25 protein-coding genes are annotated in these 26,623 nt (G+C 42.9%); 22 read left to right on the top strand and 3 right to left on the bottom strand.

Features of this window, described 5'->3' with window-relative positions:
- Positions 1-15: 15 nt before the first annotated feature.
- Positions 16-1,026 carry a type I glyceraldehyde-3-phosphate dehydrogenase gene (gap, locus tag ECA1_RS06110; protein WP_005226174.1) on the bottom strand — a complete coding sequence of 337 codons (1,011 nt, stop codon included), beginning with the start codon at positions 1,024-1,026 and terminating at the stop codon, positions 16-18.
- A gap of 248 nt (positions 1,027-1,274) precedes the next feature.
- Here gap and obgE point away from each other — a divergent pair, with 248 nt between their 5' ends.
- The 7 genes from obgE to ECA1_RS06075 all read left to right on the top strand — a co-directional run bounded on the left by obgE (position 1,275) and on the right by ECA1_RS06075 (position 8,566).
- Positions 1,275-2,588, top strand: a complete 1,314-nt coding sequence (gene obgE / locus ECA1_RS06105; RefSeq protein WP_005226173.1) for a GTPase ObgE — start codon at positions 1,275-1,277, stop codon at positions 2,586-2,588.
- Between the two features lie 180 nt (positions 2,589-2,768).
- Positions 2,769-3,344, top strand: a complete 576-nt coding sequence (locus ECA1_RS06100; RefSeq protein ID WP_010748409.1) for a DUF456 domain-containing protein — start codon at positions 2,769-2,771, stop codon at positions 3,342-3,344.
- A gap of 72 nt (positions 3,345-3,416) precedes the next feature.
- Positions 3,417-4,373 (top strand): ribonuclease Z, encoded by a 957-nt coding sequence (rnz, locus tag ECA1_RS06095; protein WP_060791963.1) that lies wholly within the window; start codon positions 3,417-3,419, stop codon positions 4,371-4,373.
- Positions 4,357-5,145 (top strand): SDR family NAD(P)-dependent oxidoreductase, encoded by a 789-nt coding sequence (locus ECA1_RS06090; protein ID WP_015509761.1) that lies wholly within the window; start codon positions 4,357-4,359, stop codon positions 5,143-5,145. Before rnz ends, ECA1_RS06090 begins: the two co-directional genes overlap by 17 nt.
- Before the next feature lie 12 nt (positions 5,146-5,157).
- Complete coding sequence (locus ECA1_RS06085; protein WP_005226169.1) at positions 5,158-5,595, top strand: lipopolysaccharide assembly protein LapA domain-containing protein; 438 nt, start codon at positions 5,158-5,160, stop codon at positions 5,593-5,595.
- 146 nt (positions 5,596-5,741) lie between these two features.
- Positions 5,742-8,042, top strand: a complete 2,301-nt coding sequence (gene recJ, locus ECA1_RS06080) for a single-stranded-DNA-specific exonuclease RecJ (protein ID WP_060791962.1) — start codon at positions 5,742-5,744, stop codon at positions 8,040-8,042.
- Between the two features lie 11 nt (positions 8,043-8,053).
- Positions 8,054-8,566, top strand: coding sequence for an adenine phosphoribosyltransferase (locus ECA1_RS06075; protein WP_005226167.1), 513 nt, complete (start codon positions 8,054-8,056; stop codon positions 8,564-8,566).
- 76 nt (positions 8,567-8,642) lie between these two features.
- Here ECA1_RS06075 and ECA1_RS06070 read toward each other — a convergent pair whose 3' ends face one another.
- Both ECA1_RS06070 and lexA read right to left on the bottom strand, forming a co-directional pair.
- Positions 8,643-8,855: a hypothetical protein gene (locus ECA1_RS06070; protein WP_005236082.1), complete on the bottom strand. Its 213-nt coding sequence runs from the start codon at positions 8,853-8,855 to the stop codon at positions 8,643-8,645.
- Between the two features lie 129 nt (positions 8,856-8,984).
- Complete coding sequence (lexA, locus tag ECA1_RS06065; protein ID WP_005226165.1) at positions 8,985-9,605, bottom strand: transcriptional repressor LexA; 621 nt, start codon at positions 9,603-9,605, stop codon at positions 8,985-8,987.
- A 136-nt stretch (positions 9,606-9,741) separates the two neighbouring features.
- Between lexA and ECA1_RS06060 the strand changes: the two genes are divergently transcribed.
- From ECA1_RS06060 to lepB, 15 genes are all read left to right on the top strand, one after another.
- Positions 9,742-9,981 (top strand): DUF896 family protein, encoded by a 240-nt coding sequence (locus ECA1_RS06060; RefSeq protein WP_005226164.1) that lies wholly within the window; start codon positions 9,742-9,744, stop codon positions 9,979-9,981.
- 100 nt (positions 9,982-10,081) lie between these two features.
- A complete protein-coding gene (gene tkt / locus ECA1_RS06055) occupies positions 10,082-12,079 on the top strand; it encodes a transketolase (protein WP_060791961.1) in 1,998 nt (665 codons plus the stop codon).
- A gap of 375 nt (positions 12,080-12,454) precedes the next feature.
- On the top strand, positions 12,455-13,333 hold the full coding sequence (locus ECA1_RS06050) for a glucosaminidase domain-containing protein (protein ID WP_060791960.1): 879 nt from the start codon (positions 12,455-12,457) through the stop codon (positions 13,331-13,333).
- 198 nt (positions 13,334-13,531) lie between these two features.
- Entirely contained in the window at positions 13,532-14,461 is a 930-nt protein-coding gene (cysK, locus tag ECA1_RS06045) for a cysteine synthase A (RefSeq protein ID WP_060791959.1), read from the top strand.
- Positions 14,462-14,630: 169 nt separating this feature from the next.
- Entirely contained in the window at positions 14,631-15,071 is a 441-nt protein-coding gene (locus ECA1_RS06040) for a Fur family transcriptional regulator (RefSeq protein ID WP_005226158.1), read from the top strand.
- Positions 15,068-15,454, top strand: a complete 387-nt coding sequence (locus tag ECA1_RS06035; protein ID WP_015509753.1) for a RidA family protein — start codon at positions 15,068-15,070, stop codon at positions 15,452-15,454. Before ECA1_RS06040 ends, ECA1_RS06035 begins: the two co-directional genes overlap by 4 nt.
- Positions 15,455-15,565: 111 nt before the next feature.
- Positions 15,566-16,267 carry a DnaD domain protein gene (locus tag ECA1_RS06030; protein ID WP_060791958.1) on the top strand — a complete coding sequence of 234 codons (702 nt, stop codon included), beginning with the start codon at positions 15,566-15,568 and terminating at the stop codon, positions 16,265-16,267.
- 24 nt (positions 16,268-16,291) lie between these two features.
- Positions 16,292-16,948: an endonuclease III gene (nth, locus tag ECA1_RS06025; RefSeq protein WP_060791957.1), complete on the top strand. Its 657-nt coding sequence runs from the start codon at positions 16,292-16,294 to the stop codon at positions 16,946-16,948.
- Positions 16,949-17,543: 595 nt separating this feature from the next.
- Positions 17,544-17,918, top strand: coding sequence for an EF2685/EF0750 family sortase-dependent surface protein (locus ECA1_RS06020; protein WP_010748400.1), 375 nt, complete (start codon positions 17,544-17,546; stop codon positions 17,916-17,918).
- Between the two features lie 14 nt (positions 17,919-17,932).
- On the top strand, positions 17,933-18,736 hold the full coding sequence (locus ECA1_RS06015; RefSeq protein WP_060791995.1) for a WxL domain-containing protein: 804 nt from the start codon (positions 17,933-17,935) through the stop codon (positions 18,734-18,736).
- Positions 18,737-18,776: 40 nt separating this feature from the next.
- Entirely contained in the window at positions 18,777-19,589 is an 813-nt protein-coding gene (locus tag ECA1_RS06010; protein WP_060791956.1) for a WxL domain-containing protein, read from the top strand.
- A 13-nt stretch (positions 19,590-19,602) separates the two neighbouring features.
- A complete protein-coding gene (locus tag ECA1_RS06005; protein ID WP_060791955.1) occupies positions 19,603-20,730 on the top strand; it encodes a WxLIP family cell surface protein in 1,128 nt (375 codons plus the stop codon).
- Position 20,731: 1 nt separating this feature from the next.
- Positions 20,732-23,785 (top strand): WxL domain-containing protein, encoded by a 3,054-nt coding sequence (locus ECA1_RS06000; RefSeq protein ID WP_060791954.1) that lies wholly within the window; start codon positions 20,732-20,734, stop codon positions 23,783-23,785.
- A 259-nt stretch (positions 23,786-24,044) separates the two neighbouring features.
- Positions 24,045-26,096, top strand: coding sequence for a glucosaminidase domain-containing protein (locus ECA1_RS05995; protein WP_060791953.1), 2,052 nt, complete (start codon positions 24,045-24,047; stop codon positions 26,094-26,096).
- An 18-nt stretch (positions 26,097-26,114) separates the two neighbouring features.
- On the top strand, positions 26,115-26,594 hold the full coding sequence (gene lepB / locus ECA1_RS05990) for a signal peptidase I (protein ID WP_015509748.1): 480 nt from the start codon (positions 26,115-26,117) through the stop codon (positions 26,592-26,594).
- The last annotated feature ends 29 nt before the right edge of the window (positions 26,595-26,623 follow it).

Genomic DNA, 26,623 nt, shown 5'->3' with positions numbered 1-26,623 from the left:
TGCTTGACCCTTGGCTTATAAACGAGCAAATTCTTCTAGCAAACGAATCATTTGGCAAGTAAAGCCATATTCATTATCATACCAAGCGACGGTTTTCACCAGTTGGAAATCGCCAGCCGTGGTTACTTCTGTTTGTGTCGGATCAAAGATAGAACCTTGAGTGGTACCAATCACATCTCCAGAGACGATCTCACGGTCATCGTAACCGAATGACGGATTATCGACGGTGTGTTTTCTGATCGCTTCATTGACTTCATCGGCGGTTACTTTGGTTTTCAAAATTGAGACTAATTCTGTTAAAGAACCATCGACGACAGGAACCCGTTGGGCGTGTCCTTGTAATTTGCCATTTAATTCTGGGATAACTAGACCGATCGCTTTAGCAGCACCCGTCGAGTGAGGGATCGTGTTATCTGCAGCGGACCGAGCGGCTCTTAAGTTTCCGCCTTTTACCGGACCATCCAATAGCATTTGTGTAGAAGTATAGGCATGTACCGTCGTCATCGTACCAACTTCGATCCCGAATTCCTCATTTAAGAAGTAGGCCATCGGAGCTAAGCAGTTGGTCGTACAAGAACCTGCGGATATGATAGTATCCTCTGGTGTTAACGTGTCGGAGTTGACATTGTAAACGATCGTTTTCATATTACCAGCTGGTGCGGAGATAACGACTCTTTTGACACCCGCATCAAGATGGGCTTGTGCTTTTTCTGCGGAAGTGTAAAAACCCGTGCATTCTAAAACGATATCGACGCCATTTTCTTTTGCCCAAGGGATTTTGCTTGCGTCTGGTTCAGCGTACACACGGGTCTCTTTGCCATCGACAACGATAGCATTATCCGTTGCAGTAACAGTTCCAGGGTACGTGCCGTGGGTCGAGTCAAATTGCAATAAGTGTGCTAACATGACTGGACTCGTCAAATCATTGATTGCCACAACTTCAATATCGGCAGAAACTTCTTTGATCCTACGAAAAGCCAAACGTCCAATTCGTCCAAAACCATTGATTCCAACTTTTACTGTCATTTCTTGTTTCCTCCTTTGATTGTGTCTGGTACACTTAAAAGTTTGCTACGATTTCAAGTGACTGTCAAAGAATAACCCTTAAGAATTCGCGATTTCTTACGGAAACCCATGAGAAAAGATAGACAAAAGACGTTTGGGTCGTTACAATAAAATAGACTTTCTTATTAGAGAAATAGTAACCACTTAAGGTGAGATAACTGATAATCAAAAAGTATAGAAGGTAGTAAAAAAAGAATGGAGGACAAATAATGTCCATGTTTTTAGATCAAGTGACAATCGATGTCAAAGCAGGAAAAGGCGGCGACGGAATGGTTGCTTTTCGCCGAGAGAAATATGTCCCAGACGGCGGACCAGCAGGTGGTGACGGTGGACGTGGTGGTGATGTCATTTTAGTCGTAGACGAGGGTCTGCGTACATTAATGGATTTCCGTTTTAATCGTCATTTTAAAGCGCAACCCGGGGAAAACGGCATGAGTAAAGGAATGCACGGTCGTGGCTCAGATGATACCTACATCAAAGTACCACAGGGAACGACCGTTCGTGACGCTGAAACAGGTGCCTTATTAGGTGATTTGATTGAGCAAGGCCAAACATTAGTGATTGCTAAAGGTGGCCGTGGCGGCCGTGGCAACATTCGGTTTGCCTCTCCGAAAAACCCAGCCCCAGAATTAGCTGAGAATGGAGAACCTGGTCAAGAAAGAAAAATCGAGCTCGAATTAAAAGTTTTAGCAGATGTTGGTCTAGTTGGTTTCCCTTCAGTTGGGAAGTCTACATTACTCTCTGTGATTTCCTCTGCTCGACCAAAAATTGGTGCGTATCATTTTACCACGCTGGTACCAAATTTAGGTATGGTAACAACTACTGATGGCCGTAGTTTTGCGGTCGCTGATCTACCTGGTCTGATCGAAGGAGCCTCACAAGGGGTTGGTTTAGGGACTCAGTTTTTACGCCATATCGAACGGACCCGCGTCATTTTACATGTGATCGATATGAGTGGCATGGAAGGACGCGATCCATACGAGGACTATTTGTCCATCAACAATGAATTGTCGACCCATAACTTGCGCTTACTAGAGCGACCACAAATCATCGTTGCCAATAAGATGGATATGCCGGATGCTGAAGAAAACCTAGCCCTTTTCAAAGAGCAGCTGGCAAAAGAAAAAACGGATGAGTTCGCGGATGAACCAATGATTTTCCCAATCTCTGGTGTCACTCGTAAGGGAATCGATGCCTTGTTGAATGCGACAGCGGATCTATTGGAAGTCACTCCTGAGTTTCTTTTATACGATGAAGAAATGGAAGAAGATGTTGTTCATTACGGCTTCCAATCGGATGAACCAGAGTTCTCAATTGATCGCGATCCTGATGCAACTTGGATCTTGAGCGGTGAAAAAATCGAAAAACTATTCCAGATGACGAATTTTGATCATGATGAAACCGTGATGCGTTTTGCTCGTCAGCTGCGTGGTTTAGGTGTCGATGAAGCATTACGGGCGCGCGGTGCCAAAGACGGCGATATCGTTCGGATCGGCAACTTCGAGTTCGAGTTTGTCGAATAATCGTTTAAAAGAACATCATTTGCCTAAAAAATACCTTTTTAGCTGCAGTGTATTTGACTACCGATCATTGATTTTCACTAAGAAATCAATGATTGGTAGTCTTTTTGGTTTCTTTTTTCATTTAAATGATTTACTGTTAAAATAAAGAAGAGAACAAATAAACCAAAGGGAGCGATTTTTATGTCAAAACGTGTCATTGTAATGAATTTTGATGCCAGTGCCAAAGCGTACCAAGCCTTTTCGGAAGTGAAACGGATGCATATGGAACGGAAGATCAAAGGGGAACAAATGGCGGTTCTTACCCACACCAATGAAGGCGTGCATCAATTTAAAGTCGAGGACTTTCTCGATTTTACTGGGAACAATAAGACATCAACGGGTGGATTGATCGGGATGCTCGTTGGTGTGCTAGGCGGACCTTTAGGAATTATGCTGGGCTGGTTTGGTGGCAGTATGATCGGTGCTACTCGTGATGCAAAAGAGATCCAAAATGCGCAAATGCTTTTTGAACATGTCGGAAACCAAATTGGTGTTGGTGATACGGGGTTATTATTGATCGCAGATGAAGAAGACAATCGTCCTTTGAATCAATTGATCATGAATGAATTAGGCGGTGACATCACGCGCTTTGACTACGATGAAGTGGAAGCAGAGATTGAAACGGCTAAGAAAGTCGAAGAATCCACCAAAGCACGCGTTCAAGAAGACTGGAAAAACTCTCATAACGACGCAGAAGATCGCCAATCTGAGAAATAAAATCCACAAGCTTCAATTGCAACTTGATTTCTTTTCCGCTAAAATTGGAAAGAGATGAAAGGAAAGAAGCTTATGGAATTAGAATTTTTAGGAACAGGCGCGGGTGTGCCTGCGAAACATCGAAACGTGACCAGCATTGCGTTACGACTTTTAGATGAACGGAATGCCGTTTGGCTTTTTGATTGTGGCGAAGGGACGCAAATGCAGATTTTGCATTCTACGATTCGTCCACGAAAGATTGAAAAAATCTTTATCACTCATCTTCATGGTGACCATATCTATGGGTTGCCAGGATTGATCAGCAGCCGCTCCTTTCAAGGAGGCGACACGCCTCTAGAGATTTATGGACCCAAGGGGATCAAAGCATACGTTCAAACCGTTTTGCGGATTTCTCAGACCAAAGTCAGCTACCCCTTACATTTTTTCGAGATTGAAGAAGAAGGGATTCTTTTTAAAGATCAGCAATTTGAAGTATCGTGTCTGCGTCTTGATCATGGCATTGACAGTTTTGGTTATCGGATTGTTGAAGCAAGCCATCAAGGGGAATTGCAAGTGCAGGCTTTACTGGAACTTGGGTTGAAACCTGGGCCGCTCTTCGGTCGTTTGAAAAAAGGTGAAGTAGTTACCCTTGACGATGGACGTCAAATCAATGGGGCTGATTTCTTGGGCCAAGCGAAAAAAGGTCGGATCGTGGCGATATTAGGTGATACGCGTAAATGTCAAAACGCCGTACTGCTAGCAGAAGATGCGGATGTATTGGTGCATGAAAGTACCTTTAACAAAGAAGAAGCCAAGTTGGCTCGCGCTTATTTTCACTCGACGACGTGGCAAGCTGCCGAAGTGGCACAAGAAGCTCAAGCTAAGCGTTTGCTGTTGACCCATATCAGTGCGCGTTACGTTGGCAAAGATATTACAAATTTAGTAAATGAAGCAAAAGAAGTATTTCCGAATACGTTGATCGTCAAAGATTTTGATATTGTTGAGATCCCTTTTGCCGGAGAGGAAGAAACAGATGAATTTAGAGAATAAAGTTGTCGTTGTAACAGGTGGCTCTGCTGGACTTGGCGAACAAATCTGTTATGAAGCCGCAAAACGTGGTGCGATCGTCGTGACTTGTGCCCGAAGAACGAATCTGATTGGAAAAGTCAAAGAACAATGTATGGAATTAAGCGGCAAAGAAGCGTATGCGTTTCAATTGGATGTAGCAAATCCTGAAAGTGTGGAGCGCTTACTAGAAAAAATCAATGAAAAAGTTGGTAAGATCGATGTCTTCGTCAATAATGCTGGCTACGGGATCTTTCAAGAATTTACAGAGATGGACCCGGCGGTCATCCGAAATATGTTCGAAGTCAATGTGCTTGGCATGATGGTTTTGACCCAGCAAGTAGCGATCCAAATGGCTGAACAAAAGCATGGTCACATCATAAATGTTGCTTCGATCGCAGGTAAGATCGCTACGCCAAAAACGGCCGTCTACTCTGCAACAAAATTTGCTGTGCTCGGTTTTTCTAACGCATTACGTTTAGAACTAAAACCATTAGGGATCAACGTAACAACGGTCAATCCTGGACCGATCGAAACGGCATTCTTTGACCAAGCAGACCCAAGCGGTAGTTACTTATCGTCGGTGGGCAGCCTAGTGCTCGAACCGAACAAATTAGCGCAAACGATCGTCAAAGCGATGATCCATCCAAAACGAGAAATCAATCGCCCACATATTTTAGGCGCTGCTGCGAAACTATATACGCTGTTTCCTTCAATCGGCGATTATATGGCGGGAACGATGTTCAACAAAAAATAGGAGTTGAAGCCCATGAAAAATCAATGGCGTGTTATCGTTGGTATTTTACTGATTTTAGTGATCGTTTTATTTGCCGTTGCAAACAATATGACTGTCCCGATCAACTTTGGCTTCACAACGATTCAATCGCCACTGATCTTAGTCATTATTGGTTCTGCTTTGTTAGGCGCATTGATTTTGCTGCTGGTTTCCACAAGCGCAATGTTCCGCCAAAAAAAAGAACTAAAGCAATTGAGAAAAGAGCTCTCAGATTATCGTTCGAATAACGAGAAGGTTCTCCAAGAACAACGAGAAGCTTTGGAACGGGAATACACGAACAAGCAGGCGGAGTTAGCGGCAAGACAGCAGCAGCTCGATGATCAAGAAGCCCAGCTTTCCTCACGTGCTGCGGGCGCATCCACGCCGCCAACGATCGATGAGGAAATGAAGTCTTTTGAATCGCAAGCCTAAAAGAGCGACATTTCACAAAAAAAGAGTTTGCTAGTGCAAGATTTGCTGCAAGCTCTTTTTTTGTGTTGTAAAACGAGTGCTGTTTCTCTCGTTGTTTTTCTTTTTTGCATAAACTTTGCTATAATATCCTAGTTAGGAGTGATTTGGTGAAACGTGCAAATTTTCATTGGGTGCGTCCGCAAGAAAGCGAAACGACCCCAGTATTTAAAGAGCTGATCCAAGAAAGAAAGCTCCCTGAGCGGATCGGCGCGTTGCTATGGCAGCGAAATATTCGAACAGCAGAGGCGCTCGATGCTTTTTTATCAACGGACCTGCAATATCTTCATGATCCGTTTTTATTTCATGATATGGCTAAAGCCGTGGAACGAATCCATGAAGCGATTTTAAATGGCGAACGAATCTTGATTTATGGTGATTACGATGCGGATGGGATCACGAGCACTACCGTGTTAAAGGAAACGTTGGAATTGCTAGGGGCGGAAGCTGAGTATTATTTGCCTAATCGTTTTACAGATGGATATGGTCCCAATCTAACTGTCTATCAAGATAAAATTGCAGCAGGGACGCAATTGATCATCACCGTCGACAATGGGGTGTCTGGTCATGAGGCGATTGCTTATGCTCAAGGACAAGGAGTTGACGTGATCGTCACAGATCACCATGAACTACCTGCAGAACTACCGGAGGCGTTTGCTATTGTCCATCCCCGTCACCCTCAAGGAAACTATCCTTTTGGTGATTTGGCTGGAGTCGGCGTCGCATTTAAAGTGGCTTGCGCTTTGTTAGAAGAAGTGCCAGTGGAATTGCTTGATCTTGTTGCGATTGGGACGATCGCTGATATGGTTTCTTTGACCGATGAGAATCGGCTATTAGTCAGCAACGGGTTGAAAATGATTCAGCAATCGGATCGCATCGGACTGAATGAGTTGCTGTCAGTCAGCGGTTTAAAAAAACAAACAGTCAACGAAACAGATATTGGCTTCGCTGTTGGACCACGTTTAAATGCGATCGGTCGTTTGGAGGACCCCAATCCGGCTGTTCGCTTATTGACTACCTTCGATGAAGAAGAGGCAGTAAGCTTAGCCCAAACCTTAGATACGATCAATCAGCAGCGAAAAACCTTTGTTGAAGAAATCATGAAAGAAGCACAAGAAAAAATCGATCCTGCGAATCATGTTCATTTGGTGGTGGGAGATCATTGGCACGAAGGTGTTTTAGGTATCGTGGCAGGACGAATCATGCAAAGTACAGGACAACCAGTGATCGTTTTGACCAAAAAAGAAAATGGCTTAGCCAAAGGGTCGGGAAGAAGCATTGCTGCGTTGAATCTGTTTGAAATGCTGTCGACGATGAAAGACATGTTTACTAGCTTTGGCGGCCATCATGCAGCAGTTGGATTAAGTATCCCCATCGATCATTTAGATATGCTGCAAGCCCAAATGAATCGTTACGTTGAAGAAAATGGCATTGACCTCAGTCAGGGCATCCCCTTAGCGATCGATGAGGAGTTACCGTTAACAGAAGTTTCGATCAGTTTTATTGAATCATTAAAAGTCTTAGCGCCTTTTGGAACGGACAACCCCTTACCGAAATTTTTATTTTCTAATCTGATGACTCAAAATGCTCGCCAGATTGGTTCAGAAAATCAGCATTTGAAGTTAGTGATGAGCGATGAGTCTAACACGCAGCTGGATGTCATTGGGTTTGGTTTTGGAAAAGATTTAGTAGCGTTTGAAAACGACCGCTTATCGATCGTTGGTCAGCTTTCCATCAATGAATGGAATGGCAACAAAAAACCGCAGCTCATGTTGGATGATTTTGCAGTGGAAGGGATTCAGCTATTTGATTATCGTTCGAAAAGAAGCCGTCAAGGTGTCTCTCTGGGCAGTCAAACACTAGGCGTTCTTTTCAAGCAGAAACTTCCTCGGGAATTGCAAGGCTTTTGTGGGCAAACCACCATATTTGACTCAGTTACAGCCTTGGAAGATACTTTTCGTGCTGGTCAGTTCCAAGAGATTGCATTTTTAGATTGTCCTGCTGACCCTGCAGTGATCAAAGAGATCGTTCAAGCGCTCCAGGCGTCAAGAGTTGCTTTTGTTTTCTACTCGACAGAAGATGCTTATTTAGATGGGGTAGGGACAAGAGAGCAATACAGTCGTCTCTTTCAACTGATCAAACAGCAGCCTCGTTTGGACATTCGTTACAAACTAAAGATGGTCGCTGACTATCTAAAAATTCCACAAAAATTACTTATTTTCATGATTCAGGTGTTTTCTGAGCTGGAATTTGTTACAATACAAGATGGTGTTTTGAATAAAACTGCTGATCCTGTTTCCCGTCCATTGACGGAGAGTCATTTGTATCAGCAACGACAAAAACTGATCAAAACAGAAGAATTTTTATTAATGAGTGATTTATCAACCCTTCGTCAGTGGTTGACAGTCTAGGAGGAAAGAAAATGGATTTAAAAGAGTATATTGCTAGTATTCCTGATTATCCCCAAGAGGGAATTATTTTTCGGGACATCTCGCCATTGATGGCAGATGGAGAAGCGTATCGGTATGCGACACAACAAATCGTTGAGTATGCGCAAGAAAAAGGCATCGATATGGTGGTAGGACCTGAAGCCCGCGGCTTTATCGTTGGTTGTCCAGTTGCCTATCAATTAGGTGTCGGCTTTGCCCCAGTACGTAAAAAAGGCAAATTGCCACGAGAAACGATTGAAGCAGAATATGAAAAAGAGTACGGTGTGGATGTCTTGACGCTGCACGCCGATGCCATCAAACCAGGTCAACGTGTCTTGATCTGTGATGATCTACTAGCAACTGGTGGAACGATCAAAGCAACGATCGAACTCGTAGAAAAACTAGGTGGTATCGTTGTTGGCTGTGCCTTCTTGATCGAACTGATGGATCTACATGGAAGAGACAAGATCCAAGGTGTAGAAATTAAGACGTTAATGGAATACTAAAAAAGCAGAAACAAAAAAGGACTCGCTGGAGTCCTTTTTTGTTTCTGCTGCCTTATGGGCGTATGTAGGGGAAGGATCATGGTTCATAACGATAAAAATCATGATCGTGATAATAATGGCGGTTACGTTTGCGCTCTGCTTGGCGGAATTTCTTTTCATCCCAAAGCATGAACCAAAGCATCATTAGAGGGCAAAAAATCAGAACAGCACTTAAAACGCCAAAATAGCCAATAACAATTCCCATCAATAATACCCACAACATAAAACCAAATCGACGAACTGCTTTCATCTCATTCACTCCTTAAATAATACGAACTTATGTTTGTATACTTATTATACGAATGTTTGTTCGCTTTGTAAAGAGGAAAGAAAAAAAATCTTCGTAGAAACGAAGATTTCCTAGTCAGCTCGTTGAGCATCAAAGCAGATGGCGATACAATCCAACAACCAATCCTAAAATCGTTACGTCAGGCAAAATGATTGGTTCTAAATAATCATTTTCTGGTTGTAAACGAATGTAATTCTTTTCTTTATAGAATCGTTTGCACGTAGCTTCGTCTTCATCTGTCATAGCAATCACGATATCGCCATTTTGAGCACTTTGTTGTTTACGAACGATTACTTGATCACCGTCGAGAATGCCAGCATTGATCATACTTTCTCCTCGGATCGTCAACATGAATAAACTTCCTGTGCTATTCGCTAAATCTGGCGGAATCGGAAAGAAATCGGATGCATCTTCCACGGCTAAAATCGGTTCTCCAGCAGTTACGACACCAAGCATCGGAATGGATGCTGGTTGAACATCGATTTTTTCAAGACCGGAAGCAGTTAATTCAATGGCTCTGGGTTTTGTAGGATCTCGTAAAATCAGTCCTTTTTTTTCAAGTCGGGACAAATGGCCATGAACAGTTGAGGTAGAAGATAACTGAACGGCTTCGCCAATTTCGCGAACAGTCGGCGGATAGCCTTTTTCAGTGACACGTGTATGAATGAACTTAAGAATTTCGATTTGTCGATTTTCTGTTCGTTTTGCCAAAACTGACACCTTCTTTCATTTGATAACCTTAGTGTACCATAGCTATATCGATTATTCAAACAAATGTTCGCTTTTTGTGCTATTGTTTTTGCTCGCTAGTTTGTAGTAAAATCAAGAGGGAAAAGGAGGAACAACTATGCTATCTCAAGAAAAATTAGCTCGAATCAATGAACTTGCCAACAAGAAAAAAACAGAAGGATTGACTGAGGCTGAGACCCACGAACAAAAAGTTCTGCGTGAAGAGTATTTAACCGCCTTTCGTGGAGGGATGCGACACCATATCGAAGGAATGAAAATCGTTGACCCTGAAGGTGCTGATGTAACACCAGAGAAGTTAAAAGAGATTCAAAAGAAAAAAGGTCTCCACGGCAGATAATTGTGAATTCCTTTTCATTGCTATTGAAATAAGCTTCTGAATCACGTATAATGAAAGATGTAATAAAGGTAAAAAAAACCTAAATTAGGAGGAACTACCATTGTTTGATAAAATCGATCAATTAGGAGTGAACACCCTTCGTACATTAAGTATCGAAGCCGTACAAAAAGCCAATTCAGGACATCCAGGATTACCGATGGGGGCAGCACCCATGGCCTATGCCTTGTGGACGAAACACTTGAAAGTCAATCCAACGACTTCTCGCAACTGGGTGGATCGTGACCGCTTTGTTTTGTCTGCTGGACACGGTTCGGCGTTATTGTACAGCTTGTTGCACGTGTCTGGTTACGATGTGACCATTGAGGATCTAAAAAACTTCCGTCAATGGGATAGCCGCACGCCAGGACATCCAGAAGTCGATCACACAGACGGCGTGGAAGCAACCACTGGACCTTTAGGACAAGGGATCGCCATGGCAGTCGGTATGGCAATGGCCGAAGCCCACTTGGCTGCAACCTACAATCGCGACAAGTATCAAGTCATTGATCACTATACCTACGCTTTATGTGGCGATGGGGACTTGATGGAAGGTGTTTCGCAAGAAGCTGCATCCATGGCTGGTCACATGAAATTAGACAAACTGATCGTCTTGTACGATTCAAATGATATCTCCCTAGATGGCCCAACTTCAAAAGCCTTTACAGAAAATGTCGGTGCGCGTTTTGAAGCGTATGGCTGGCAACACATTCTCGTTGAAGACGGCAATGATTTAGAAGCGATCTCGAAAGCGATCGACGAAGCAAAAGCTGAAAGCGACAAACCAACCTTGATCGAAATCAAGACTGTGATCGGATACGGTGCGCCAAATCAAGGCACCTCTGCCGTTCATGGTGCGCCGATCGGTGCCGAAGGCATTTCTGCAGCCAAAGCGATTTATGGTTGGGAATACCCAGAATTTACTGTGCCTGAAGAAGTTGCCGCGCGCTTCAAAGAAACCATGATCGATGAAGGGCAAAAAGCTGAAGCAGCTTGGAACGAAACCTTCCGTGCCTATGAAGCAGCCTACCCAGAACTTGCTGCGCAATTCAAACAAGCCTTTGCGGGTGAATTGCCAGCAGATTGGGATGCAGCATTACCAAGCTACGAAGTTGGCAGCTCACAAGCTAGTCGAGTATCCAGCAAAGAGATGATCCAAGCCTTATCCAAAGCCGTCCCTAGTCTCTGGGGTGGATCGGCTGACCTTTCTGGATCCAACAACACGATGGTGGCAGCAGAAAAAGACTTTGAACCTGGCCAATACGAAGGCCGCAACATTTGGTTTGGCGTCCGAGAATTTGCGATGGCGGCAGCGATGAACGGCATCCAATTGCATGGCGGTACGCGAATCTATGGCGGAACCTTCTTCGTCTTCGTTGATTACTTGCGTCCAGCGGTGCGCTTGTCTGCGATCCAGCATGCGCCTGTGATCTATGTCTTGACGCATGACTCCGTGGCGGTTGGAGAAGATGGACCGACGCATGAGCCAATCGAGCAATTAGCCAGCGTCCGTTGCATGCCAAATGTCCAAGTGATTCGTCCAGCAGACGGCAATGAAACCCGTGCTGCCTGGAAATTGGCCATGACGACAACGGATAAACCAACAGTCTTAGTCTTAAGCCGACAAAATCTACCAGTGATCGAAGGCACGCAAACCGGTGCGGATGAAAATGTCGCAAAAGGTGGTTACGTGATTTCAAAACAAGCTGGTGAAACACCAGCGGGGATTTTGATCGCCACAGGTTCTGAAGTGAATCTTGCGGTTCAAGCACAAGCTAAATTGGCAGAAGAAGGCATCGATGTATCGGTGGTCTCCTTACCAAGCTTTGATCTGTTTGAAGCACAAAGCTCAGAATACAAAGAAAGCGTCTTGCCAAAAGCAGTGAAGAAACGGGTAGCGATCGAAGCGGCTTCCCCATTTGGTTGGGAACGTTACACCGGTTGCCATGGAAAAGTGATCGCGATCGATCATTTCGGTGCATCCGCACCTGGTGACAAAGTCTTAGCGGAATTCGGCTTCAGTGTTGAGAATGTCGTGAATACTTTCAAATCAATCGATTAATTGATCGACAATCAATCAAAAATAGCACGTTCGAGAATCTTTTCGATTTTCGAGCGTGTTTTTTTGTCTGGATTCTTGCCACTTTAAACGTGTTAGAGTGACTTATTTAAAGTAATAGTGGCTAAGATTTCCAAAAAATGGTTGTACCGCAAGGCACAAGCACTTGTGAATAGTAAGAGGGAATCGATAAAATAGCAATCTAACAGTTTTTAAAAAAACTTATCAGTAGTTAGCAAACCAAGCGGGATACCCATACAGTTTTTTAAAAGTCTTTTGTTGTTTGCGAAGTGAACATTGTTTGCACTGTTAGATGTTTTTCCGTATAATAGCTGTATTGATTTATTTGAAAAAACGTACAGTTACTGGAGGAAAAAAATGGGAAGTTATCAAACAAGAAGTGAAAGACATCATCAACCAAAGAAGACGATAAAAAGACCTACTAAAGAGGCGGTGGTCTCTTTGATGGGGGCAGGAATGATGTTAGCGCCAATGACGGTCACTTTCGTTCCTCAACAGGTACAAGCTGCTGAGAATCAATACGCGACGCAGGACATCTCAGGTTTTATTGAGCAAATTGGCTGGTCAGCACAAGATGTTGCTGCCAACAATGATCTCTATGCTTCTGTGATGATTGCTCAAGCGATTTTGGAAAGCGGCTATGGTTCTTCTGCGTTATCCAATGCACCCTATTACAATTTGTTTGGGGTCAAAGGCAGTTACAACGGACAAAGTGTCTATATGCCTACACAAGAGTATTTGAATGGTCAGTGGGTAGAGATGAATGAACCGTTTCGTCAATATAACTCTTACTGGGAATCGTTTCAGGATCATGCGAATGTCTTGCGCAGCACGAGTTTCGCGACAGGAACTGCTCATTACAGTGGTGTTTGGAAAAGCCAAACAACCTCATTTTATGATGCAACGAATTACTTGACGGGGCGCTATGCTTCCGATCCAGGGTATGCACAAAAACTGAACTGGTTAATTGAAACGTATCAGCTCACACGCTTTGATACTGGGACAACGCAAAGTACCGCATGGACAAGTACAACGAGCACAACTAGCACCAGTACTACGCAAACTACAACGCCGACTCAGGTAAACAGCGGATCTACAGCGCAGAGCTATCACGTTGCTTCAGGCGATACACTTTGGGATATCGCCAATAAATTTGGCACAACGGTCGACGCTCTAATGGCAACAAATGGGTTATCTAGTGAGGTCATTGTTGTTGGCCAAGAATTAATCGTTTAATTATCTGATACTGCCTTAAGAATGATTGCTCTAAATGGCATCATTCTTAAGGTTTTTTTGTAATGGAAAAACAAAATCAAGAAAGTGAATACAAACAAATATAAAAAAATAAGAAAAAAATTGAAATTGCTTACTTTTTATTCGCAACTCGGGGTTATTTTAGGTAGAATGGAAGAATAAGAACGGGAGGGATTTTCAATGACAAAAATCTATCAATCGGTCAATGAGTTAGTTGGGCATACGCCAATCGTCAAATTAAATCACATCGTAGAAGAAGGTTCTGCGGATGTGTATCTGAAATTAGAGTTCTTCAATCCTGGGGGAAGTGTCAAGGACAGAATTGCTTTAGCCATGATTGAAAAAGCAGAAAAAAATGGCTTGTTAAAAGCTGGTGATACCATCATCGAACCAACTTCTGGGAATACTGGGATCGGCTTAGCCATGATCGGTACGGCAAAAGGCTATCGTGTCGTGCTGGTTATGCCAGAAACCATGAGTATTGAAAGACGTAAAATTGTTCAAGCTTATGGTGCAGAGTTGATTTTGACCCCTGGGTCTGAAGGAATCACTGGTTCTATTAATAAAGCAAAAGAATTAGCAAAACAAGACGGCTATTATATGCCATTACAATTTGAAAACCCAGCCAATCCAGAAGTCCATGAAAAAACGACAGGGAAAGAAATTGAGGATGCGTTTGAATCTAAAGGGTTAGACGCTTTTGTTGCTGGGATCGGCACAGGTGGTACGATCACTGGTGCGGGGAAGGAATTGAAGCGCGTCTATCCTAATTTGAAGATCGTGGGCGTTGAGCCTGCAGAATCAGCTATTTTAGGAGGTGGCAAACCTGGTCCCCATAAGATCCAAGGGATCGGCACGGGATTTGTTCCTAAAGTACTAGACACTGAGATTTATGATCAGGTCATTGCCATCGCTAGTGAGGATGCCATGGAAACTGCGCGTCAAGTTGGGATGAAAGAAGGAATCTTAGTAGGGATTTCTTCTGGTGCAGCGATCAAAGCGGCATTAGAGGTTGCTAAGGAATTAGGAAAAGGCAAAAAAGTCTTAGCGATCGTACCAGATAATGGTGAACGCTATTTGTCTACGGCACTGTATCAGTTTGAAGACTAGCAAAGAGGGAGAAAGCAGGCATTCGTTTGTCTGCTTTTCTTTCTCGAAAAACTGAGTGAAGACGGGCTGGGAAAATGCGCTATTCCTTTGAAAAAAACAAGGAAAGCTGTTTGAATTTTTAGGTTTTACATAGTATGATAGGTAAGATAAGAGAAATGGAGGAACTCCTGTGAGTACGATCTACGATGAAGCGATCAAACGATTAAAACATGAAAATATTCGTATTACACCGCAGCGAGTAGCGATATTAGAATTTTTAGCCAGTCACGATGCCCATCCGACCGCTGAAGAGATTTATCGGGCGATCGAAGTTCATTTTCCTGGTATAAGTGTCGCAACGGTATACAATAACTTACGTTTGTTCACAGAAATTGGCTTTGTAAAAGAAATGAATTATGGAGATGCCTCCAGTCGTTTTGATTTTACAACGGAGCCTCATTATCATGCTATCTGCCAAAAGTGTGGAAAGATCGCTGATTTTTACTATCCAGGATTGGAAGATGTCGAAATGGCGGCTTCGAAATTAACTGGGTATCAAATAAATAACCATCGACTAGAAGTTTATGGTCTATGTCCTGAATGCCAAGTGAAAGAGGAGGAAACAAAATGAAGATAATTTCTACAGATCAAGCACCACAAGCAATCGGTCCTTATGTTCAAGCAAAAATCGCAAACGGCTTTTTGTTTGCTTCTGGTCAAGTGCCATTAGATCCTGTTTCGGGGGAAGTTGTCGGTACGACGATTGAAGTACAGACTCAGCAAGTATTGAAAAATATCAACGCGATTCTTGAAGCGGCGGAACTTACGCCAGATGACATCGTTAAGACGACATGTTTTTTAAAAAATATGAATGATTTCGTTCCTTTCAATAATACGTATAGCACATTGTTCAATGAAGCGTTACCTGCACGTTCTGCTGTCGAAGTTGCTCGCTTACCAAAAGATGTTTTGGTTGAAGTTGAGATCATCGCAGCAGTCAAAGAAAAAGCGTAACCAACAAAGAATCGTGGGACGTCCGCATTTGCGTCGTCCCCTTTTTATTGATTCGATCCTGATAGGAAGAATCTTAATGTTTCAAGTGAGCCAAGGAGAAGAGGATGTAGTATGGTTTCGTTAAAGGAATATTTGGCAAAAGGGCAAACGACGATTTCAAATTTGCTTTTAGAGAATTACCATCATCTTGGTTTGACGAATGATGAATTTTTGTTATGGCTACAACTGTATCGCAACCATGAGCAAGGCAATGATTTTCCAGATTTACGTGAGATCGCCTCGGTGATGGGCAGCGACCAAAAAGAGATCTATCATTGGTTGAATCAATTGCTGAAAAAAGATGTGCTGCGAATGGGTTCTAAAAAAGACGACGCAGGAAAAATGGTTGATTATTATGATTTCACTGGCATTTATGAACGGCTCGAGTTTCTTTTGCAGCAGCAATCCAAAAAGGAAGTCGCTGAAACAAATGAAGAGAAGATACGCGAGTTGTATCGCTTATTTGAAGGAGAATTTGGTCGCCCCTTATCGGCGATCGAATACCAACGGATCGGGCAGTGGTTGGATGAGGACCACTATGATCCCGAGCTGGTCCAGTTTGCTTTGCGCGAAGCGGTCTTGAATCAAGCGTATAGTTTAAACTATATCGATCGTATTTTGCTTTCGTGGGAACGCAAGAATATTACCTCAAAAGCGCAAGTAGAAGAAGAGCAAAAAAGAAGAAAAAAACAGTTTCTTCAAAATGAAATCACGCCACAAGAAGATGGCCCAATGCCCAAAATCCCTATGCATAATTGGTTAGAAGGAGAGTAAGATACAAGGAGTTTAATTCGTCCAATGATCAGTAAAGAAAAAACAATGACTGCGATAGAAATAATGTATGAGATGTTTCCTGAAGCACATGGAGAACTAGTGTCAAAAAATGCCTTTGAATTGCTGATTGCTGTCATTCTAAGCGCACAGGCAACAGACGTGTCAGTTAATAAAGTGACACCGGCACTTTTTGAAGCATATCCAACGCCGCAGGCTCTCAGCGAGGCGCCGTTAGAAGACATTATTGAAAAAATCAAATCGATTGGCCTCTATCGAAACAAAGCGAAAAATATCAAAGCTTGTGCCTCTGAATTGTTGCTGCGTTTTGGAGGCGAAGTGCCTCAAACCAGAGAAGACTTAATTTCTTTGCCAGGTGTCGGCAGAAAAACAGCGAACGTCGTTCTTGGCGATGCATTTGGCATTCCAGCAATCGCTGTCGATACGCATGTCGAACGGGTATCAAAAAGGCTGCGCATCTGTAAACTAGACGCCAACGTATTCGAAGTCGAACAAACATTGATGAAAAAGATTCCAGATACGTTGTGGGTCAAAACGCATCACACGTTAATTTTCTTTGGTCGTTATCATTGCACAGCACGGGCACCTAAGTGTGAGGTTTGTCCATTGTTGACAATGTGCCAAGAAGGAAAACTTCGGATGAAGGGGAAGAAAACCATTTAATGGTGAACATAAACCAAAAGTAACTAGGATCAAGACGCTAAGCGAAATCGCTTAGCGTTTTTTTGCACAAATTGATAAAAAAAACAGGTAATTAACGTAATACCCTTTATTAAAGCCCTTTCAAGTAACTGGAAAAACATAAGCTTACCGAATTTTTTTGATTACACCACTCAAAATCAGGTGTTTTTTCACAAAGAGATCGTGTGAGGGGTGATGCTCGATGCGAAATGAACCTTCCGATACGCCTTTTTTTTGAAGCTATTTGTAAGCTTAGTATGATGGGTTTTTTTTGCACAATTTTCATCCTTTCTTTTTATAAAACTGCTTATTTTTAGTTAATAAAACGTAAAATTAATAAGAAAATTCACCTATTGGTGAAAAATAGTATTTCAAATCTGTGAAAATCATCAGTATAGTGAACTTTGTCAAAGGTTATAAGTCTTTCTCTGCTATTTTACGAATGACAGAAAAAGCGTTGCATAGTTCAAATGATTCTGTAACGATCTCAAAATCATTTTTTGTTAACGGGTCTTAGACAAACGCAGTTTTGAAAAGATCACTTATAAGATGTGGCAAGTATAGAGGAGGAGGGAGAATGAAAGGAGAAAAGGTATGGAAATTAGTTCGTATGGTTCTGTTTTGCACTCTTTTTTATGGGATAACTATTTCTACTGCAGCGGTGAATGCTCAGGAAGTGCAGTCGGTTGAAACAGAAAGCTCTGTGCTTTTTACCGGTGTTTATGAGCCTATTGGGCAACCCGAACCAGCACCGCCAGCAGGCCCTACAGAGAATATCTCGCCACCAAACGAGGTAGCAAAACCAGGTGGTATTTTACCAAAGACCAACGAGACAAGAACTTACGGCGTAATCTTACTTGGATTACTGCTCGTACTGGTTGTATTGTATGTGCAATATACCAAACATCGATCAAAATTTATGATGGTTAAAAAGAAAAGACAAATAATTTGAAAGCAGGGATGAATTTGAAATTCGTAAGATTTGCATCGGCAGCTGTTTTAGCTGCAACTTTATTTACTATTAGCGCGCAAGCCTTCGCTACTGAAAGTGTAACAAACCATGATACAGAAGGGAAAGTTCTCTTTGTACCAAACGATAGCGAAGCAACAGTGGTTCAACCACCAAATCCTGGTCCTAATGGTCCAGATGTAGAGATCGATCCAGTCGGCCCGGAAGGACAAACGGGACCATTGACGATTGCTTACGCACCTACGCTTAATTTCGGTGAGCAAGTGATTTCTAATACCGATCAAGAATATAAGCTAGTGGCTGAATTACACAAGCTAAGAGATGCGGAAGATAGTGAAGAAAGAGTTCCTTATGTTTCTTTTGCCCAAGTCCAAGATACGCGTGGGACAAATGCTGGGTGGGATTTAAAAGTTTCCTTAAGTGCTTTTGAATCAGGAACACAAAATAATGAACTGACTGGAGCAAGAATTCGTTTTAATTCGCCAAAATTGGAATATAACGGAAGCAACCAAGAAAATGAACCACAAATTCATGCGGATGGATTGATTTTAGATGCTACAAATAGTGAGCGTTCGGTTCTGACCGCTGCTCAAACAAAAGGTGCTGGTGTATCGTCAGTCGTTTGGGGCGATCAGGAAGAAATCAATCGACAAGTGGAAGCAGGCGCAGAGGTTGTTGAAAATGCTGGAATCGAGTTACTTGTTCCTGGATCAACAGCGAAAGACGCTGCTCTTTATGAAGCAACCCTTACTTGGACATTGGCTGCAACAGCTGGACCGGACGGAGAAACGGTTCAATAACTTGGTTTTGTACTGAATAAAAAGAAAGAAGGAACTAGAAATGAAAAAGATTCGTTTAGCTACGGTCGCTGTATTATCCACCACTTTACTAGCAGGAGGCGTTCAAGCCTTTGCCCAATCTTCATTAGAAACGACTACCGATAACGTTGTAGGGTTTACCTCAGACGGAAGCGATCTAACAGTGGTACAACCGCCAGTCGTGCACCCAGAAGTAGAAACGATCGAACCAACACCGCCAGGACAAACGGGTCCATTTACCATTGCTTATGCACCACAAACATTCGATTTTGGTCAGAATGCTATTTCTACCAGTGATCGTTGGTATTCAATCTTTGCTGATGAGCGTAATTTGGCTGATCAATCAGGTACGACACCGTATGTATCGTTTGCCCAAGTGCAAGATACCCGAGGAACGCATGCTGGTTGGACATTAAATGTTAGTCTAACTGATTTTACTTCTGAATCAGGGGATGTCTTGACTGGGGCAAAAATCAAGTTGGCAAACCCTGAGATCGTGTTCAACAAAGGCGAGGGTGATCCAGACTTACAGCCAAGTGCCGTTATCAATAATGAAGAACAAAATGCGTTGATCTTAGATGTCAACGATCAAGACATTCCTGTCATGCGTGCTTCGGTCGGTCAAGGCGCGGGCGCTTCATCGATTTACTGGGGAGATCAAGAAAAATTGACGGAACAAAATCTTAATAAACAAGAAGGCGAAATTATCAGAAATGATGATATTCAACTATTTGTACCAGGTTCTACCACGCAGCTAGCAACTAACTATACTGCGGAAATGACATGGACGCTAACTGCTTCTGTTGATAGTGGCGGCGAAACAGTAAATCCGTAAGAAGGATCATAGCTTGCAACAAGAAACAACTGGCAGGAATAGTAAATTATTCCTGCCTTTTTTGGAAGGAGAACCACTTTTGACTGAACAACGTATGAGAATGAAATGGATAAAAACGGTTACCTATGCGGTCATCCTATTATCATTCTTTTTTTCACCAAGATTGAGCTATGCTCAGACAGAATCAGAATTAAACTTCTATGTGACGCCTATCTTACCGGAAAGTCAGCTGGAAGGAGGGGCATTGGGGTATTTCGATTTAAATCTTGGGGCAGGAGAACGTGATGAATTGGCTTTAGAGATCGAAAATGGTTCTGATCAAGCGATCGAAATAGAAATTTCTGCCCATACGGCATTTACGAATGTGAATGGTGTTGTGGAATATGGTAGGGATGCAGAATCCCCTGATCCGACTTTACCTGCATCAATTGATGAACTGGTAGAGGTGCCTGAAACCGTATCGTTCGATCCATTAGAAAAACGAATCATTTCTTTACCGATTACGATGCCAGAAGAGGAATTTAAAGGGGTTTTGGCAGGTGGCATTCGAATCAAAGAGGTTATTTCGGAAGAGGAGCAAACACAATCTGCTGAACAAGGATTAGGTATTCGGAATGCATTTTCCTATGTCATTGGTGTGGTAGTAAGCAACAATCGGTCCGCAACGGATCCGGGATTGGAACTGCTTGATGTTTTTGCCGATCAAGTAAACTACCGAAACGTATTTAGTGCTGTTATCCAAAATTATACTTCAACATTTGTCAATCAATTGGAAGTAACAGCTGAAATTCGATCTGTTGGCAGTGAGACAATTTTATATGAAACAAGTCAATCAGCGATGCAAATGGCTCCTAATTCACATATGCATTTCCCAATTCCCTTGAATGGCGATCGTTTTCGTAATGGGGAGTATGTATTGAATCTTACTGCGCGGTCAGGAGAGGAAGAGTGGTCTTGGGAACAGACATTTAGCGTAGAGGCAGAAGATGCTCGCCGCTTAAATGAACTCGATGTCACTGTAGATACGTCACTCAATTGGTGGATGATCGCCACGGCTGGTCTAATCAGCTTGTTTCTATTGCTTGCGATCATCCTAATTGTTCGTCAGAAAAAAAATGCAAAGGAAGGTGGGAAAAGTTGAAATGAAGAATACCCCACACAAGGTAATAATTGCGATCATTATTGGATTGCTAAGTGTGCAAACTTTTTTTCCAAGTCTGAGCAGTTTACTATTGCCAGAAATCCACGCCATCGATCACACGATTGAACCATTGGACGAAACGCATAACATGTCCTTGCTTGATAAAGCAACACAACCGATCCAAACAAAAGAATTTGACATCCATACCCCTTTTTTTCAGTTTCCAGTTAGTGTGATTGAAGGTGTCGTGGATCAACCGATCGATGTTTTCGTCGTATCAAGCCAACCGTTAGATGAGATTACGCTGGTTGTAGCGAAAGAAGCAGCGATCGTGGAAGAAGAATTTGCTGCAGAAGTGAAGAGTAAAAAGCTGTCTGAAGAAGAACAGGAATGGACGCTTACCTTTGATGAAGAGCTAATGGAGTTCGAGATTCCTATCGTCTTTAATAAAATAGGCGATTATCAACTGGTTATAGGTGAAGCGGAACTAACGATCGAAGTACAGGCAGAAGATGACGAGGAAGAGGACTCGGATGATGATGCAGATAATGAAACGATCGAGACAGAAGTCTCACCATCAGAGACGCCGCAGGAAGGGGAACGAACCACGCAACCTTCCAATGACGCGAACCTAAACGAGAATCAGCAAGACACAGAAGCTGATCAAGCAGAAGCGATTGCCCAATTGACAGAACCGGTCACACCGTTAAACGAAATCAGTCACCGGGATGTTTCCAACTGGCAAGAATTTATGGCGGCAATCGTGAATAAAGATGTAAATTATATCAATATCGTAAATGACTTTGAATCTTCGGATAATCCTACTCAAGGAGTTTCTGGAGTGGCTGCGGGAAGTGCAACTTCCAACCCTACAAATGGATTAGCCTATATTTGGACCAATGCTTCTGGAATTTCAAGAACGCTTGTGATCGAAGGCAATGGGTATCAAATCGACTTTAGAGCTGTTGCAGTCGGATTTTATGATAGTACCGTCAATAGTGCAACGCCGTGGGACATCACGTACCAAAATATCGATATCGTTCATGGCAACTATTATGGCTTCATGAATTTTACGAATATGAGCATTCCACAACAGAATCTATCCAGAATGCGCTACCATAATTTGACCAATGCGGGAAATCAATTGATTCACTCGCACGCAACACCTGTCGTTATGTCTGGCGAGGTAACATCGCATCAATCACCGACGTATACGTCCCGATCAGGACGAGTACAAACGATCAACGCAACGAATCAGGTAAATATGGAAATAACCCAATTAGAAGTTCTCGATAACGCAGTAGTTGACATGTCAACGATTAATGCGGGAAATATTTATTTGTACTATGCAACGGGTCGAATGATTATTGGCGATGATGTGAAAATGACCTTGCGAACAGCTGGCACAGGAGGAGAAGCCTTTGGGGCAAATATTTACATTCAAAATGGTCGGATCGATATCGGTAATCGATCCGAGCTTCATTTGAATGCTCGAGCCAGCTCCCCCGCAATCAGTATGTATGCTAGCGGCGCCCACTTTGAAATGTCTGAGGATAGCAAAGTGGTAATCAAAGCTGACGGACGTACCACAAGCCTCAATGGATGGGGCTATAACATTATCTACATGGGTGCTGGAAGCACGATGCTTATTGGAAATAAAAGCAGTGTCGAAATTGATGCAGTGAATCAAGGGACCACCACATCCGGAGTGATCCATGTAGCCGGTGCCGCCACATTTATTGTTGCTAAAGAAGGAATCTTGGATATTAAGTCAGACGGAACCAATCCCTCTCATTCCTTGATGACATTTTTGAGCTCGGCCTCAACCTTCACTTTTGCGGATGCACAACGCATCAATTTAGAGAAAACAAGGGCGGTTACCGGAAATGCAGCAAATAGCAGCCTTATTTCGATCTCCGGCAGCGGTGGGCTATTAGATGTGGATATTCAAGCAGCGAAACAATGGCGGCACGGAAACTTGACGGAGGAACCAGACTTCAGTTGGAGTCCAATCTTCAATTTAAAAGTGAATTTTGCCTCAACCTTGTCATCGATTTCGAATGTTTCTTCCATCTCTCAAGAGATCGTTGATCATTTTCGCGCGAATTTTACCACAAGAGCACAACGTATCCTATTTGAATATATTCCAGATGTCGAGGTTCATTTAGAACCATTAACGGAAGACCCGGCACTGGAAGGCTCAAGAATCATTAGGGGAAAAGCCACACCTTATAGTGTGATTCGTTTTGACGGAGATCCAGCGATTCCCGCACCGCAACTGCAATCACCCTCTTTTGATGATAACAGCTTGTTCCATCTTCAAGCAGATGCCAATGGTGATTTCAGCTTGACCTTAGCCGAGGGGGATCGGTTTACAAAACATAATACGGTGACGGCTTACGCTTTCTTAAATGGAAAATTTGATACAGCTGAAACAGTTGTTCAAGAGATTGCCACAATGAATCCACGAGATCCGATCGCGCCAGATATTGAAGTGAATCCAGAAAATAAACCGGATATACCAGAACATTTAGGGTTTATCAGTATCGATTTCATCTCCCAGTATAGCTTTGGAGATGTATCAATAAGTGCAGATACCAAACAGTACAAGGCATTGCCGCAACGTCTTAGCAGTGCAGATGGCTCAGTAACTGAGGAACGGCCAAATTACGTGCAGATTTCTGACCGTCGCGCTCAATTTACCGGCTGGGAACTAAACGCGACATTATCCGCTGCAGGATTTCGTAATGATCGAGGAGAAGAACTTCGGGGGGCACGAATTATTTTAGAAAATGCAGTTATGCTGACGAATGCTGCCAATTCAGCAATTCCTCCCACTTATAGTGAATCAATGATCCTTGATCCTGGGGTACCCGCTTTGATCGCTGAAGCAGATGCAAATGAAGGAAGCGGTACCTGGATTCAGCGCTACGGGGATATGGGGACGATGGGGGATAGTGTCAAACTTGAAGTACCCATTGGATCAAATCCGCGTAACATGACCTACCAAGCAACGATTGAATGGGAGTTAAGTTTTGTCCCATCTACCGAATGATCAATGCTCAATCTTATCAAATGGAAGCTGTTGACGCCTATGACAGCTTCCATTCTTGATAGGAAGATAGTGAGTAAATCGCTTGAAAAGCAGTGGGTTTTACCGTTTTTTTGCGGTAGATCACGCTTGCTTCATAATAACCGCGAAGAGATAGAGTTCACCTAAACTCGTGCAAAAACTATTCAAGCAGCTTTGAATCAGTTCGTCAGGTTTTGTTCAAAACCAATGATGCCAGCTGAAACAAGAGAAAGGAAACTGTATGAAGAGTAAAAAAAAGAAGTCATATCTGACAGTATTCAGTGCTGGGATTTTAGCAAGCCAACTTTTTGTTTCTCCCGTATTGCTGGCGAAAGAAAGCCCTCAGCCTGATAACTATTCAGAAAATACAAATGTCCAACAGCAACTTGATGACCAAGATTCATCGGCAGCAGAAGACCAAGAAAGTCAAGAAGACGTCAGCAAAGAGCAAACGGAGGACTCGACCAAGTTATCCTCCGAATCAAATGAACCGCTTATGGATTCAGAAACAGCAGATCCCGTTGTAGAATCTCTTGATTCGTCTGAAGAATCAGACTCAACACAAACGATCGAGTCAGCGGAAACGACCGAACTAGACGAATCTGAGTCCACGGAACCTTCCGAGGAAGAGGAAAAACTAGATGCTGAAACGGACGATCTAGAAGTAGAAACAGAGAACAAGCCAAAAGAGACCGACTTGATTGATGAGTCATTGGCACCAAAAGAAAATGAAATTTCAACTGAGAGCAACGAAAATACTGAAAATGCAAAAAAAGAGGAGCCGAAAACACCTCCGATTATTGCACCTGAGCAAGTAATAAACCCTGTCGTTCAATCACCAGATGCTACTTCTCACTTGAAAAATTCTTTTTATGATGGACGTACCATTGATTTACCAGAGAGTTTTCGGACAGCGAAGATCGCAGATTCGAATCTGTTAGATTTCACCTTGCCAATATTAGCTGATTATGATGCCCAATGGCAAGCGGCATTGGTCTACGAGATCATCGGGCAAATTGGTGAACTAGAAGAACCATCGACAATGGACGAATGGATCAATGAACGGATCAAAGCGGTTATAGAAGGAAAAGCTAGCTGGATAGAAAAAGAACAGCAGGTTGAACAATTACAACCGGGGGATCTTTTATATGACGCAAATAAGTTAATCGGTATCTACCTCGCAGATGGTTACCAAGCAAGTTTAGTGACAAATCAAGAAGAGCCAACGAAAACTGCCATCGAAGTTCAGCGGGTTTCAATCGAAGAGCCGCTATCGATCAGACGGCTATCAAATCCTGAATTGGCTACATATGGCGAAAAGCTAGTTACTGAATATCCAGCCCCTTACGAATTTACAGTGAATCAAAAGACCCAGACGTTTATTGAAACATTGGCACAAGAAGCCCAAAGCTTAGGGCAAGAATACGATGTCTTTGCTTCTGTATTGATCGCGCAAGCGATCCTTGAAAGCGGCAGTGGCGACAGCGGGCTTTCCAGCAGTCCCCATTATAACCTTTTTGGGATCAAAGGCAGTTACCAAGGAAGCAGCGTGACTTTACCAACAATGGAAGATAAAGGCAACGGAGAACTATTCCAAATTCAAGCAGCCTTTCGTTCCTATTCAAGTTATCGAGATTCGATGGCGGATTATGTCAAATTGATTCGCGGAGGAATCACTGGAAATCCAACCTTTTATCAAGACGTGTGGCGCTCTGAATCAAAAAACTATCTTCGGGCAGCAGATGCTTTGACGGGCACTTATGCGACCGATGTTAATTATAGTAAAAAAATCAATTCACTGATTGCGGTCTATGGATTGACGCAATATGACCAAGTGATCGCAACAGAAACAGGCTTGTTTATCCAAGGAAAAGAACAAATTCCAGAAGAGTATCGCTCCCTCATGACATTTCCAGAATACAACGGTCGTGACTACAATCTTTCTGGTTCGTATCCTGTTGGACAATGTACTTGGTATGTGTTCAATCGGGTGAGTCAATTAGGCGGTCAAGTAGATGACTACATGGGAAATGGTGGTCAATGGGGCAATACCGGACGACGTTTAGGTTACAACGTCAGTCAAACGCCTAAAGCAGGTAGTATGATCTCTTTTGCACCTGGAACAGCTGGATCTGATCCTCGTTATGGTCATGTCGCTTTTGTTGAAGCCGTTGGTCCAAATGGTATTTTGGTTTCAGAAGGAAATGTCTATGGTGGAACCACAATCTCTTATCGCGTGATCAGCAATGAATTGGCGCACTCATCAAGTGTTTCATATATTATGCCAAAATAAGGATGGAGGGCTGGCAATATGAGTAAAAGGCATAGACAAATAGGTCTTCCTATCAGCGGTATCTTTTTGATGGTCCTTTTGCTTATTGCGTTTCTTCAGCCGTATCGACTGGCGTTAGTCAGAGGAACGTCCATGCTGCCGACGATCGAGGATCGACAAGTTGTGCTGATTCATAAAAAGCGCCAGCCAAATCGCTATCAGCTGATCGCTTTCGAACAGGAAGGAAAATTTTTGATCAAGAGAGTGATTGGTGTGCCGGGGGATTCCTTCGTTCGTACACAGGAGCGGTTGTTGATTGGGGCGGAGGATACTGACTTTGATTTTTCATTTATGATCACTGTGAAGGATGAAGCCGTTGAGGCGTTGCCGATTCGGGGGTACCTCAAAGAAGATGAGTACTTTGTCGTTGGCGATGCACTGCTCACTTCAAGTGATAGTAGAGAATTTGGAATCATTTCAAGTAAAACCTTTTATGGTGTGGTGACCACGTTCTTCTGACACATCAGCTTTTTGAAAGGAAGTTTGCG

The organism is Enterococcus casseliflavus NBRC 100478 (assembly GCF_001544095.1).
Taxonomy (GTDB): domain Bacteria; phylum Bacillota; class Bacilli; order Lactobacillales; family Enterococcaceae; genus Enterococcus_D; species Enterococcus_D casseliflavus.
This window is presented reverse-complemented; position numbering and strand designations above follow the sequence as displayed.